At 60.0% G+C, this 13,220-nt stretch carries 15 protein-coding genes and 1 pseudogene; 6 read left to right on the top strand and 10 right to left on the bottom strand.

Going from position 1 to position 13,220, the window contains the following annotated elements; genetic code table 11:
- Positions 1-645: 645 nt before the first annotated feature.
- Complete coding sequence (locus R3F00_RS02695) at positions 646-792, top strand: hypothetical protein (RefSeq protein ID WP_371280162.1); 147 nt, start codon at positions 646-648, stop codon at positions 790-792.
- Positions 793-1,251: 459 nt separating this feature from the next.
- On the opposite strand, the gene R3F00_RS02690 is transcribed toward R3F00_RS02695, so the two are convergent.
- The 4 genes and pseudogenes from R3F00_RS02690 to R3F00_RS02675 form a co-directional block, all read right to left on the bottom strand.
- Positions 1,252-1,494 carry a hypothetical protein gene (locus R3F00_RS02690; RefSeq protein WP_371280309.1) on the bottom strand — a complete coding sequence of 81 codons (243 nt, stop codon included), beginning with the start codon at positions 1,492-1,494 and terminating at the stop codon, positions 1,252-1,254.
- Between the two features lie 5 nt (positions 1,495-1,499).
- Positions 1,500-1,703: pseudogene (locus R3F00_RS02685) on the bottom strand (alpha/beta hydrolase fold domain-containing protein); the annotation flags it as partial.
- Positions 1,657-2,007, bottom strand: a complete 351-nt coding sequence (locus R3F00_RS02680) for an alpha/beta hydrolase (protein WP_371280161.1) — start codon at positions 2,005-2,007, stop codon at positions 1,657-1,659. The gene R3F00_RS02680 and the pseudogene R3F00_RS02685, both read right to left, overlap by 47 nt.
- A gap of 150 nt (positions 2,008-2,157) precedes the next feature.
- Positions 2,158-2,667 carry a M48 family metallopeptidase gene (locus R3F00_RS02675; protein ID WP_371280160.1) on the bottom strand — a complete coding sequence of 170 codons (510 nt, stop codon included), beginning with the start codon at positions 2,665-2,667 and terminating at the stop codon, positions 2,158-2,160.
- 72 nt (positions 2,668-2,739) lie between these two features.
- Here R3F00_RS02675 and R3F00_RS02670 point away from each other — a divergent pair, with 72 nt between their 5' ends.
- From R3F00_RS02670 to R3F00_RS02655, 4 genes are all read left to right on the top strand, one after another.
- A complete protein-coding gene (locus R3F00_RS02670; RefSeq protein WP_371280159.1) occupies positions 2,740-3,294 on the top strand; it encodes a DUF2058 domain-containing protein in 555 nt (184 codons plus the stop codon).
- A gap of 125 nt (positions 3,295-3,419) precedes the next feature.
- Positions 3,420-4,280 (top strand): LytTR family DNA-binding domain-containing protein, encoded by an 861-nt coding sequence (locus R3F00_RS02665; RefSeq protein WP_371280158.1) that lies wholly within the window; start codon positions 3,420-3,422, stop codon positions 4,278-4,280.
- A 193-nt stretch (positions 4,281-4,473) separates the two neighbouring features.
- The gene (locus R3F00_RS02660; RefSeq protein WP_371280157.1) at positions 4,474-5,040 is read left to right on the top strand and encodes a hypothetical protein; all 567 of its coding nucleotides are present in this window, start codon (positions 4,474-4,476) and stop codon (positions 5,038-5,040) included.
- Positions 5,041-5,050: 10 nt separating this feature from the next.
- Positions 5,051-6,100, top strand: a complete 1,050-nt coding sequence (locus R3F00_RS02655) for a hypothetical protein (RefSeq protein WP_371280156.1) — start codon at positions 5,051-5,053, stop codon at positions 6,098-6,100.
- A 69-nt stretch (positions 6,101-6,169) separates the two neighbouring features.
- Here the strand turns inward: R3F00_RS02655 and R3F00_RS02650 are convergent, their stop codons facing one another.
- From R3F00_RS02650 to R3F00_RS02625, 6 genes are all read right to left on the bottom strand, one after another.
- A complete protein-coding gene (locus R3F00_RS02650) occupies positions 6,170-7,936 on the bottom strand; it encodes a hypothetical protein (protein ID WP_371280155.1) in 1,767 nt (588 codons plus the stop codon).
- 219 nt (positions 7,937-8,155) lie between these two features.
- Positions 8,156-8,560 (bottom strand): SRPBCC family protein, encoded by a 405-nt coding sequence (locus R3F00_RS02645; RefSeq protein ID WP_371280154.1) that lies wholly within the window; start codon positions 8,558-8,560, stop codon positions 8,156-8,158.
- A gap of 176 nt (positions 8,561-8,736) precedes the next feature.
- A complete protein-coding gene (locus R3F00_RS02640) occupies positions 8,737-9,120 on the bottom strand; it encodes a DUF1428 domain-containing protein (RefSeq protein WP_371280153.1) in 384 nt (127 codons plus the stop codon).
- 12 nt (positions 9,121-9,132) lie between these two features.
- Entirely contained in the window at positions 9,133-9,615 is a 483-nt protein-coding gene (locus R3F00_RS02635; protein WP_371280152.1) for a VOC family protein, read from the bottom strand.
- Entirely contained in the window at positions 9,612-10,331 is a 720-nt protein-coding gene (locus R3F00_RS02630) for a glutathione S-transferase family protein (RefSeq protein ID WP_371280151.1), read from the bottom strand. The genes R3F00_RS02635 and R3F00_RS02630 overlap by 4 nt, the downstream gene beginning before the upstream one ends.
- A complete protein-coding gene (locus R3F00_RS02625) occupies positions 10,316-10,957 on the bottom strand; it encodes a TetR/AcrR family transcriptional regulator (RefSeq protein ID WP_371280150.1) in 642 nt (213 codons plus the stop codon). Before R3F00_RS02625 ends, R3F00_RS02630 begins: the two co-directional genes overlap by 16 nt.
- 568 nt (positions 10,958-11,525) lie before the next feature.
- On the opposite strand from R3F00_RS02625, the gene R3F00_RS02620 reads away from it, so the two are divergent.
- Positions 11,526-13,094: a hypothetical protein gene (locus R3F00_RS02620; RefSeq protein WP_371280149.1), complete on the top strand. Its 1,569-nt coding sequence runs from the start codon at positions 11,526-11,528 to the stop codon at positions 13,092-13,094.
- The last annotated feature ends 126 nt before the right edge of the window (positions 13,095-13,220 follow it).

Genomic DNA, 13,220 nt, shown 5'->3' with positions numbered 1-13,220 from the left:
TTGTTGCTTCTCCGACTTTGATGGCGCTACTCGATCCAACGGTCGAGTCCCAGGAATGGTACGTTGTGCGCGAAGACGCAATTGCCTAACATTGCGCACTGGAACTTTCTTTACCTATGGAGATGCATGAAATGAGAATGGCAACCTGCAAACTGATGGCTGGAGCACTGTTGGCAGCGTGCGTGGCTGGTACAGCATTCGCCGCGCCAATCACTTTCCCGTTCCGTTTCGTTGATCCGGCAAGTGAGGCGCAGGCAGTCGGCTCAATCACCTTCGAGGACACCTTGCTGCAGAACCCTGGCGTCAACGACTTTTCCCCGCTTGACCGGCGGTGCTGGCACTGAATGTCACGGTTACCGGCTCGACCAACGGCGATGGCAGTTTCACTCTTGCTGATTTCAGTCGGGTAGTCTTTGACACCAATGGCGCCGCGCTCGATTTTGGCACCGAGTGGTTGGCCAGCCGACCAGTGGCGGTACCTGGGAACTCCGGATGGTTTGAGCGGTATCTCCAATCTCTTCTCAGGCGGCGGGAAAAGGGGATGCACCGTATTCCGTTCCGGTAGTTGAGCCGTTCGGAAGCAACAATCCTCCAAATGGAGTGTTCTTCTTCACACTGGGTGCCAACGGCGGATCTACTGAACCCATGGAATTGACTTCAATGGGCGTGAACGGTGCGCCGGCGGCGCCTGCCGTGGCATTGCCAATCAGCCGTGGTGTCCTGATGTTGATGGCAGGCCTGCTGGCTCCAGGAGCAGTCTTTACGCTTCGTCGCCGCCATCGCCAGATCTGACTCAAGCCCTGCCAGGTGAGTTGATCGGGATGTTTTGGCCCGCCTTTCGGCGGGCCTTTTTCATTCGACGATCGTCGTCCCGCCCAGCAATCGTGGCAAGGGCAGTCCGACTTGATTGCCCGATCGCTGGCATGCTTCCGGGTGGATCAAGCCAACAAGTGGGACTGGGGATCTTTAAACCAGTGTGCTCTTGGCGGTTTTTGCGCGAACATGTCGATCTACGGATTGAGGAACGTCTCGACACTGACGAGTGATCTGTCCGGCGTCAGTCTTCAAGTGGAGATTCTCGATCATGCTGTCGGAACTGGCGCCTGCTGGGCCGGGGCAATCTAGTTTTACTGGTCCGATTGACTTGCCTTGTTGAACCCAAGGCGAATGAATTTCGATGGCGCCTGAGGGGCGGCGAGATTGCCGGTGACTGCCATCCAGGCTTGCACATCGTGAGTCCGACTTTCTCGTTCATGAAGCTGCAACCGGAATGCCAAGCTTCCTTGAGCTTGCGCATGAACAGTTCCTCCTCGGCGCGCGCGAGGATTCGTACTGGCCGAAGACATTGAATGTTCTGGGCATGCCTGACAAGAGATCATCGGCCCATAGCGGCGAACCGTAACGGCTGCGCGCATCGTCCTTTTTGTTGAAGTACTGGTCCTTGCATTCGGTCCAGGAGGATCCGCCGCCATCCAGCGCGGCATAGACCAGCAACAGGAATGCAAAGCCTTCGGCGAGTCCGCTTCGTCAGCGGCACGCAGGGCGGTGGCAGCGGCGAAATAGGCGCCTGCACTTTCACCGGCAATGGCAAACCGGTTCCTGTCGGCGCCCAGTTCCGCGGCGTGGTCCCAGACCCAGCGAGTCGCATCAAAAACATCATTGTGCGCATCGGGGATACTTTGTGTTCGCCAGCCGATAGTCAATCGCCACTACGATCGCATTTGACTGCAAGGCCAGGTAGCGGCTGAACTCGTCGTGACTGTCGAGGCTGCCTGCGACCCAGCAGGCGCCATGCACGTAGATCATCAGAGGCTTCGGAGCCTTTCCGCCCGGTTCGTAGATGCGAATACCGATCTTCCGTTCGCCCAGCGAGATCGTTCTGTCCTCGACCTTTGGCAGCTCGAACTTCGTGGGTGCCGGCTTCATTCCTTCGACCTGTTGCTCGAAGGCTCCGACGCTTGCCGGCGTCGATAACCAGGCTTCCTGCGCATTGCTGCAGGCACGCATGACAGGCCGACTGAACAGTCGCTGCCACTTGCTCGGCGGAGCCGAGAGCTTCGGGGATTTTTGTTCGTTCCTTCGAAGCACTTTGGAATGTCCTTCGACAACCTCGAATCCCGGCCTTGACTCGTTCAAGAAGCGAACGGTTGTGGTGAGTCAGACTCCACTCTGGCGTTGGAACGCGTCCAGATGGGTGAGATACAGGCGCAGATCGAACTCCAACTGGTGGTAGTCCGGCTCCATGTGCGTGCACAGCCGATAGAAGGCCTTGTTGTGCTCGGCTTCCTTCAGATGCGCCAGTTCGTGTACCACGATCATCTTCAGGAACGCGGCGGGCGCATCGCGGAACACGCTGGCGATGCGCATTTCGCGACTGGCCTTGAGCCTCGCGCCCTGGACCCGCGAGGCGGCGGTGTGCGTGCCGAGTGCGTGTTTCATCACTTGCAGCTTGCCGTCGTAGATGATCTTGCTGAGCGGTACCGACTTGCGCAGATGGCGCTCCTTGAGCGCCTGCACGTAGTCGTACAGCTGGCCGTCCGTGCGCACGGCATGCCGGTCGCCGTACTTGTCCTGCAAATGCGTGCCGAGCCGATCCTGCTCGATCAACGTCTGCACCCTGGTCAGAACCTGGGGCGGGTAGCCAGCGAGGTATTTGTCGAGTGGCATCAGCAGCGGGCCGGAAAAGCGCGGAGGAGGGCGGGTATGATGGGCCCGGACTCCGAAAAACGAAAACCGGACATGGCAAAGGCGAACCCACTCCAGGAACAGTTGCTCAAGGCCGGCCTGGTCAAGAAATCGAAAGTCGCCGAGGTGGCCCGCGAGCAGAACAAGGCGAGGCATGCCAAGGTCCCGCCGACACCGAGCGCCATTCAGGTGGAAGCGGAGCGGACACGCGCCGAAAAAGCCGAGCGGGATCGCGCGCTTGCCGCGGAACAGAAAGCCAGACGCCATATCACCGAGCTGGCTGCCCAGGCCCGCCAGATCATCGAAGACAAGAAAGTGCCGCGTTCGGGCGAGGTCGAGTATCGCTTCACCGCCGACGGCGCCATCCGCAGCCTGCTTGTCAGTGAAGAGCAGCGCAAGATGCTGTCATCCGGTGCGCTGGTGATTGCCCGCCTGGGCGAGCGCTACGAATTGTTGCCACGCGTGGCTGGCAACAAGGTACGTGAACGCGACGCCAGCATGATCGTGCTCGACCACGGTCAGGATGCTGAAGCGGAATCTTCGCTGGGTGCCTCCGAAGACGATGCCTACTACGCGCAGTTCAAGGTGCCGGACGACCTCGACTGGTAGCCAGCCAGGTCAGACCGAGGCTCCTCAATCGGGTGCATTGCGTGCGAGCCTCGAAAGGCTGTTGCAATCCGCACAACAACGCACCGATCATGGGTTGAACTGCTTGCATTGCGGAAACCCTCTCGATGTCGGATTCGAAGAGCGAGTCGACCAGTCGCGATGACTGGCTGGTCCACTATCTGGAGTTGCCGCGCTACAAGGCGATCTTCGTTGTGTCGATCGGATTGTTCCTGTGCGGCTTCCTGCTGATCTTCCAGCCGTTCGGCGTCAGCAACTACGACCCGCAGTTCGAGATTGATCTCGATTTCGTCGGCTACATGCTCGGGCTTGGAGGCGCGGTCACGGCGGCCCTGGCGGCCAGCGAATTCGTATTGCGTCCGCTAATGCTGCCGGCAGCCACAAGGGGCTCGATGATCGGCTGGATTGCCTGGGATTATGTATTGGCCGGTTCAGTCGCCTACGTCTACTACAACCATCTGGGTGACTGGCACGATCTGAGCGTGGCCAGTTATCTCGGATTCCTGCGCGATGTCGGCCTCGTCATCAGCTTTCCTGTCGCCGGATTTCTGCTGCACATCCGCCACATCGGGCTGGCTTCCCGTTTCGTCCATTTGACGGCCACTCCGCGCGGCGAACCCTCGCAGGAACTTCTGCAGTTCACATCGGACAACGGCAAGGACGTACTGACCCTGGCTGCCGGTGACCTGCTTTATCTCGAGTCGCAGGACAACTATCTCGAGGTGGTCTATCTGCTCAACGGCGAGCGACGCAGTCAGCTGATCCGTTCGAGTCTAAAGCGGGTCGAGGCGATGGACCTGCCCGGACTGGTTCGCTGTCATCGATCGTTCATGGTCAACCTGCTTCAGGTGCGTGCCTGCAACGGCAATCAGCATGGCCTGAAACTGAGTCTGACCAGCGTCGATCAGCCCTTGCCGGTGTCTCGAGGGTACACCGCGGCCATTCTTGAGGCGCTCGGTCCCGACTAGCGCTACTCCGAAATCGCTTCGGACACGACCGGGCCATTCCTCCCTCGTGGGGCAAATTCATCCCTGTCGAGCATGCCCGACCTTCGAGTCGATGGGCATTCGTCCCTGACGGCGTGGCTTGATCCCACGCCTGTCCCGCACTCCGGACTGGCGCGCTAGAGTCCTCCGCATTCGCTCAGGAGGAATCGCCATCATGACCAACTGGCTCCACATCGCACTGACCGCAGGTCTGGTCTACGCGGGCTTGCTTTGCTACTTCGCTGCGAAGCGGCAATGGACCTGGGCCGCTCTGGGCGTGGCCCTGGCCAACTTTCTGTATGTGCTGCTCAATCTCGCCGCTCCGTTCAGGGGTCTGCTCGATCCGGACTACGCGGGCTACAAGATGGGCATGCTTCAGATCGCGCCGGGTGCATGGGTCACTGTAGTTTCCGGCGGCATCGTCGTCGCAGCCCTGGCTGCTGCTTGCTTTGCCCTGCTTGGTCGGCCCGGTCGCGGCATGGTCTACATCGCCTTGACTGACACGGCATTGCTGCTGCTGATCGGGCTTCCCGAACTGGTCAGTGGCCTGATGGACTATCAGGCTTACCGAATCGAGCTCGGCGAATACCTGAAGATACCCGGCCTTGTCGCCGTGCTTGTCAGCGGCGCCCTGTTCTGCCTTCCCTTGTTGCTCAGCATCGTCTGGAGCACTCGCCGGATGCGGCCGCGCATGACCCGCCCGATGGATACCAAAGCCCAGGCACATTCTTCCCACTCTTGAGGACATCACCATGAACACGATCGGCACCCATCGACTTGCTGCCCCGAAGTCAATCGCCCGCCTGATCAAAGTCGCGATGGCTTGCGCGGTTGGATTGGCCTCGGCGGCTGAGGACCCGGCAGGCGCCCCGCTGGTCTATAGCGATCTTGATGCGTTTGCTGAAGCGATCGACAAGATCGACGCCGGCAGCGAAGTGTTGCCAACACTGCAGCGCTATATGGACGAGGCATCGCCGGGCATGCAGATCTTTGCCAGTCGCTTCGGCACCAGCGCAGAGTCGATCGCGGAAAAGCTGATGAGCCACCCGAACTACTACCACTACGTCGCTGGATTGGGCTCCAGCATCAAGGCCGGAAATGCGGAATTGCAACAGGCCATCGGAAAGCTTCAGGCCGATGCACCGGCTGGCGTACGGCCCGTGCCCATCTATTTTCTTGTCGCCAACATGCGCGCTGGAGGCAATCCGGGCCTGGTGCAAACGCCCGAGGGTCCGCGCCCGGCAATCGCCATTGCCGTCGAACTGATGTCGCTATCGGATGAGGTCGATCTTGCCGAGTTTCCGAAGGGCGCGCCGGGCGTCCAGCTCGCCGATCTGCCGGCGGTGGCCGTGCACGAGATGTCGCACATCTTCCAGATGCAGCTCCAGGGCATGGACAACTATCGGTCGCTGTATACCGATCCGGCTCGCTCGACCAATCTTGCCTTCGCGATTCGTGAAGGCTGCGCAGACTTCCTGGTCTGGCGATCCACCCGGATGCGATTCGAAGATCGCTATCAGTATGTTGCCGAACATGCCGATCAGCTTTGGGCGGAATTCAGCGCCGTGCTGGATCAGCCGGTCGACACGTCAGCCAACTGGTTCGGACCGCGCAACGCCGATCAGCCGGAACGGCCGATGCAGGTTGGCTACGGACTCGGCATGCAGATTTGCCAGGCTTTTCATGACAGCGCCAGCGACAAGTCCGAGGCGATCGCGCAGATTTGCGGCGCCTATCTTCCAGAACACTTCCAGGCGATTCTGAAGCCGTATGCCGCACACATGGAACGATTGGGGAAGTAGAAACTGTCGACTGCGCCGAATCGCGAGCGGCCCAGTCTTCGCTACCCATACTCCGCTGCAATGATCAAGCTAAAGAGTATTGACCAGCGCCTCGATTCGCTGGGCATCCTTGTTCTTGCCGGCTTGGCGATAGAAAGCGATGGCGCGCCTGGCGTCACGAAGTGCTTCGGCACTGCCCGACCCATGGGTGGCGATGCGCAGTTGCATGGCTCGCTCCATCGCAGGGCCGGCGAAATGCGGGGATTCGCTGTGGCACTCTGCGGTCTGTTCGAGGTAGCGTGCCTGGTCGGAATCGTCGGTCGGCATGGGCAGGGCAGCAGTCGTTGGTTCGAAGTACACCCCCGGTGGAAACGGGTCAGGAACAGGTGGAATCAGAGGTGGACCTGCCTTCGTCGTTGTCCAACTGAAACGGGCGCAATAGATTCCCAGTGCAGGGTCAAATCGCATGGCGAATTCACTGATGGGATCGATCTTGTTCATCGTTTCCCTGTCGTCGACAGCTTCGATCGAGGCAGCGCGATTCTCCGGTCCGAATGCCAGGTCCCACTGGCCATTGATGCGGTAGAGCTGCGCCAACTGGCGCAGCGCATCCTTGACGTACGGGCTGTTCGCACCCAGCATCGCGCGTCTGGCCTCGATCAGTCGTGGCCAGAGCGCAATCAGGCGGTCCAGCTCGCGCTGCTCTGCATAGAGGGCAAGCAACTCATAGACCGCTACCGCATGAGATGCAGAGGTCTTGCCATCCAGTTGCTCTGTCATGGCGAGTTGGGCTTCTGCGATGACAACGGCGACGTCGATTCTTCCCGCTCGCGCGGCGCTGACCATCCATTGCTGCCGGGACCTGAACAGTTCGGATTGCTCTGCGGTGTCGCGCATCTCGAGGACCTTCAGCGCGCGCGTGTAATGCATGATCGCGTGTTCGGGAGGACCCAGGCGACCGAGTTCGGATTCCGCATCGGCAGCAAACGACAGCGCGCCATCTGCAGATTCCCATTGACTTCGGCCTGGATCGCTCAACAGTTTCCAGGCGCGATCCGCATAAAGCTCAGCCTCGTTCAACCGGCTCATGCTGAGCGCGGTATTGGAAAGTGTTCCAAGGATCATGACGCTATTCGGCGGAGCCGATGAATCAGTCTGCGCTTCGAGGATCACGAGTGCGCGCTCATACATGCGCTTCGCGTCAGCGAACTTGTCCTGATATTGAAGGGCATCGGCGATGTTGGACACGGCGATCCCGTAGTCCGTATCCCGACTCGCGCCGCTTCGGTCCAGATCGGCAAGCCTTGCTCGGTACCACCGTTCGGCCGTGACATAGTCCTTGTCCTTCATGGCCAGGTTGCCGAGCTCGTGGTACTCGGATTCGACCGAGGCTTGCACCTCGCCCGGCCCTCCCGGTTGCGACAACGCGACAATGCCTTCCAGTGCCGCGATCAGCTCTTGCCGATCATTGCCACGCGCGATGTCTGCCTCCAGTCGAAGTGACTCAATGGCATTGAGATTGGCAACCTTCTCGAAGCGAAACCCGGCAGGCCCTGTTCGAACGACCTGTAGTTTCGAGTCCTGCGCGATCATCCGCATCAGGAAGTCAATCGGTACGCAGGGAAGCTCGAAGCGCAGAATCCTGTCGCCCACTATTTCGGCATTGGCGATATCGAGGTGCTTGAGTTGAATCACCTGCTGGAGCAAGTCACTGGTCTTGCCATCAAAGGCGAGCGCGACGGTTGAGGTGCTCGCTTCGGCACCCTGGCACTCTGCAACTGCCGGAGCACCCTGGGCAGAAATGGCTGGGTACGGCAGCAGGAGTGCGGCAATAACGCATACCAGGCGCATGTTCATTGGCAGGCTCCAGGGGTCAACAGGTCCAATGGCACATTTCGCCCAGTTTACGACGTGTTCCGTTCCGCACAACGTGGAAGCTGCACCTGGCTGTTCAACGCACGAACTGGAAAAGCGTGAACCGGACCGTAAATCGGGACTTGGATCGGGACGCCCACGACATGCCCGGTACATGCCGCCAGTTTTTCGACAGCATCTTCCGGGCCTCTTCGTGTTCGCTTACCCTTCGACGTGTCGCCTGAAGTTGTCGAGGATCGCCTGCCAACCGTTGCGCTGCATTTCGACCGGGTTCTCCGACTCGGCGTCAAACTCGGTTGTCACCCGTGTACTGCTGCCTGAAGGCTCGAAGGTCGTGCGCGCCTTGCGACCGTCGCTCATTGCAAGCGTAACGGCGCTGTGCGGCGCAACCTCCTCATAGACGCCCTCGAAATCGAAGCCGAAGCTGCCGTCCTTCGCCTCCATGCGTGCCGTGTAGTTGCCGCCAGCGCGCAAATCCACTTTGGCGTCGGGACAGCACCAGTCATCGGACGCGAAGTTCCACCGCACGATGTCGGCCGGAGAGGTGAATGCCTCCCATACACGTTCGACAGGCGCGGCGACGATGGTTTCGATCTTTATCTTCATTGGCTCGTCTGCTCTATCTGCTGGTTGATGGGCGAGTGGTCTTCCTGGACGCTGAATGAACGGGTCCATTGCGATACCCATTCCGGGAACGACCGGCTGGCGTGGTCGTCAAGCACAACTTCCACGCCAACGCATTGACAATCGCCCCAGGAAAATCTCCGCGACTGTCGTCAGGCCTAGCTTTCCAGTTCAACGATCGGCGCGAAGCCGCCGAAGATGAGGCGCTTGCCGTCGAATGGCATCGGGTTCCGGGCGGGGTCCATGCGCGGGTCGGCTTTTTCCGGATGCTCCATCCATTCCTTCATCTTGCCGAAGGCCGCGTCGCGTGTTGGCTTGTCCGGCCACTCGATCCACGAGAATACGACGGTCTCGTCGTCTTTGGCCTGCACGGCCTTGCGGAAGTCCGTGAGCTTTCCGTCCGGCACATCGTCGCCCCAGCATTCGAGAATGCGAGTCGCACCGAGTTCCATGAATACGCTGTCACCCAGATTGGCGTGGTCGATGAATTTCTGCTTGTTGGCGGTCGGTACCGCGATTGCGAACCCGTCAATATAGCTCATCACTTTTCTCCTTCAGTTTGAGTCGACAGCAGCTTCAAGTGCTGCGATGTCGATCTTTCGCATCGTCATCATTGCGTCGAAAGCGCGTTTCGCCTTGTCACCGTCGGTGCTCGTCGTCAGATCGAGCAGGATCTTCGGCGTTATCTGCCATGAAAAGCCCCAGCGATCCTTGCACCAGCCACAAGCGCTCTCGCTGCCGCCATTGCCGACGATCGCATCCCAGTATCGATCGGTTTCCTCCTGGTCGTTGGTGACAACCATGAAGCTGACCGCCTCATTCGGGGTGAATACGGGCCCGCCATTCAGGCCAACGAATCTGCGTCCGAGCAGGGTGAACTCGACGGTCAGTTCGCTGCCTGCCGTTCCGCCGGGAAAATCGCCCGGTGCGGTATTCGCGCGAAGTACCCGACTGTCGGGAAAGGTGGCGGCGTAGAATTCGGCCGCCTTGCTGGCCTGGCCGTGATCGAACCAGAGGCAGGTGACGAGATCAGTCATTGCGGGGTCTCCTTGTGTCTGTCAGGTGAGGATCGTTTGCACTCCGCCGAGGCGGCCTTGAAAAAGGCATGTTGGGCGTCATACGCACGCTTGAAGGCAAGTCTGCCTTCGCCACGCGCGACGAAGGCCAGCAGGTTCGGGTACTCCTCCAGCAAGCGCGTATCGGCCAGTCTGCGCAGAACGTCGATCGTCATCAGATCGCCGACGCTGAATGCCCCGTCGAGCCAGTCCGCTTCGCCGAGGCGCCGAGACAATTCGTTCAGTCGAATGCGAATCCGATCGTCAACAGCACTCAGGCGCTGTTCAAACCACGGTTCACCCTGTTCGCGATATTCGACCACTTCGCGTTCGACAATGGGCGGCTCGATCGTGCTGAGTGCCGCGAACACCCAGCTTGTTGCACGTGCCCGGGCGTTTGCAGCTTCGGGCAGCAACCCCTTGTAGCGATTCGCGACATGCAGAACGATCGCGCCCGATTCAAACAGGACGAGTTCGCCCTCCTCATAGGTCGGGATCTGCCCGAAGGGGTGCCGCGATCGGTGCGCGGCTTCCTTCATCGCAGCAAAGGAGACTGGACGGACGTCGTAGCGCTGGCCGACTTCTTCGAGTGCCCAGCGCACCCGCATGTCTCGCGCCATGCCCTTGCCCTGATCGGGCGAGCATTCGAATACGGTGATGATGGGGCTGGCTTGCTGCTGCATCATCGTGCCTCGCATCTTGAAGGTGCGGCCTGGAACAACAGTTCGACGTAGCGACGCAGGTGGTTGACGCTGTCCAGAGCCACCTCCCGATCACCCGTGGCCTTGGCCAGAATGAATGCACCTTGCAGGACTGCCTGGGTGTGGAGGGCCAGGCTCGCCGGAGTCCAGTCTGCCTGGAGGTTCCGCGCCGACATGGCTTCCGCGATATCTGTTTCCAGCGTAGCGGCATGCCCGAGGATGCTGGCCGCGCAGGCATCGCGAATCCCGGGGTAGGTGCGGTACACCTCCTGGGCCATGGTGCCGACGAGGCAGGTGAACTCGGCAAGATCACCGTCGATGATCGCGCCGCGAAAGTCGATATAGCCGAGCACCCGGTCGAGCGGGTCCTTGTGCGCATGATAGGGCGCGCTGCGAAAGAATTCGGATGTCGTCTCGGCCCAATAATCTGCCGCTGCGGCGCCCAGGGCCTCCTTGCTCTTGAAGTTGTGAAAGAAGGCGCCCGAGGTCACGCCGGCGGAGTCACAGAGGTCGCTGACCGTGGTGGCCGCAAATCCCTTGGTCCGGATGACATCGCGGGCCGCCTCGAGGAGGCGGGTACGGGCGTCACCGCGTTCAGGATCCTGTTTGGTAGGTCTGGGCATGTGAAATAAATACCAATCAGTCGGTATGTATGTCAATACTTTCCCGAGACGTATTGCACGGGGCGGTCGGCACCGAAAAGGTAAGCCGCGAGCAATCGGTTCTGCCCCGGCCGTGACGAGGAAAGCCAAGACCATGGGCCAGTGAGGGAACAAGGGCGCCGGAAGCGCTCGGCGGGAACGACGACTTCACGCGGCGCCAACGGATTGCGATGCCTTCGGATTTTCCGGACCCCATACCGAATCGGAGCCGTTGAACGGATTTATTTGAGGAAAGTTTCAGGATTCCTTCATTTCTTTTCGGTCATCCGCGGCCATGCTCGTGCTGCCTGGGTGCTGCTGATCAGGTCGCCATTGTTGTGGCGGTGTCCTTTCCGCTCGAACCCTGGCTCAGCGTTGTCGCGACAGGCTGGCTCGCGAGTTGGGGCTGTCTTGATCGAGGCTGGCTGAGCCGAATTCCCTGCGCGCGTCAACCACTACCAACAAGGATCATTGCATGCTGAACAAGTCCTGGCTCGCTGGCCCCATGACAATCCTCCTGTTTTTTTGTCCGGGTTCCCCGGAGGCAGGCGTGCCATTGGGCCCGATCGTTCAGTTGGATGCCGATTTCAACAATCGCACGCCGGGTGAGGCGCTCGGTGAGGGAGGCGCCGCTCTAGGCGAACCAGTCGACTTGTCCGTCCTCGACGGTGAAATCGTCGAAAACACGCCAGATGAGAACTACCTGCTTGTTACGAACAACAGCGGCTCCACCAATGGCAGCAACCTTCGCTGGCAACTCATCGGGAACGCCGAGATCACCAGCGGCGTTGCCCGATTTTCCTTCGATTTCACGCCTGGAGCGCTGGATCGCTACTCCATGGGTATTCGGGAGAGCGGCGCATCCGCGTTCAGGTTCCTCGACGTGACGTTTTTGCCGAGTGGAACATTCAGTGCTTCTGATGATGCGGGCGCCATTGGCGTTGCCAACAATACCTATAGTCCGAACGTGAACATGCATGTGGTCATGAGCTTCGATATGGATGCGGGCACCAGCGCAATGACGGTCAACGGCAATACCGTGTTCAGCGGTCGAGCACACGGAATCGTCGGTCGAGGCGTCGGTCGATTGCTCACCGGATATTCCAGCGGGCACGGCGCGCAGCCCTTCAAGCTTGACAACATCAAGGTCACCCATGTTGTCCCGCTACCCCTCGTCCTGGACGCGGATTTCGACACGCAGACTGTCGGCCAACCCATTGGCCTGGGCGGTGCTGCGTTTGGCGAACCGAGTTCAGCGAGTCCGGGTCTGACTACTGAAGTGCTCGATGCTGGCATGGGCAACCGCATCCTCCAGCTGAACGCTTCAGTTGGAGGGGGAGCAAAGGCACTGCGCTGGCAGTTTCTCGACAACATTGAAATTACAACCGGAACGATCGCTTTCGATCTGGACGTGGGCTTCGGCGTAGTCGACAGCTATCAGTTGAACGTGCGCGAGGCCGGCTCTTCGGCGTCCAGCTTTACCAACCTGTACTTCCTGTCCAACGGCAACTTGTACTTGACCGATGCGGCAGGCGTCGCGGCCATTCCCCCGGCCAGCTATTCAGCCAATCAGTTCTATCGAGTGAGGCTGATTTATGACATGGACAACGGAACGTACACGGCAATGCTCAATGACCTGGTTCTGGTCGAAAATCGGCCGCATGGCGTCAGCACCGGTCGCGGCATCGGCACCATCCTTACCGGCTTTCAAAGCATCACGGCGTTCGGCGGACCCATGTGGGTTGACGCCCTGCAAGTCGGCTCAAGTGACGCTGACGGCATCGCCAGTGAAATTGCATTCCTGGTCGAGCCAACCAGCGGACTGGCCAATATCGCACTGACTCCGTCACTGGAAGTGGGCGTGCTCAACGTATTTGACCAGCTCGTGAGCGATGGGTCGATCGTTGGAGTGGAGATTCTGTCCGGCCCGACAGGCGCCACCCTCAGTGGCGCGATCGAGCCCACAGTCGGCGGGGTAGCGAGATTCGATGCCCTGGCTGTGGACCTGCCAGGCACCTATCGGCTGCGTGCATTGGCTGGGGACCTCGCGATCGACAGCACAACAGACCTCGTCGTCGAAATGGATCCGGACGTCCTGTTTCAAAACGGTTTCGACTAGCCGCTCCTGTAGGGGTCGTCAGAGCGAGTTCATGGGGCAGCCCCGCCATGCCGCCTGGCGCCAGCGAGCTGAAAGCTGCCGATCCGGACGCCTTCCTCGCCGTATACCGGGCAACACAATGACTTC

The organism is Dokdonella sp. (genome assembly GCF_041395345.1).
Classification (GTDB): domain Bacteria; phylum Pseudomonadota; class Gammaproteobacteria; order Xanthomonadales; family Rhodanobacteraceae; genus Dokdonella.
Note: the sequence above shows the minus strand (reverse complement) of the source record. Positions and strands in the feature narration are given on the sequence as shown.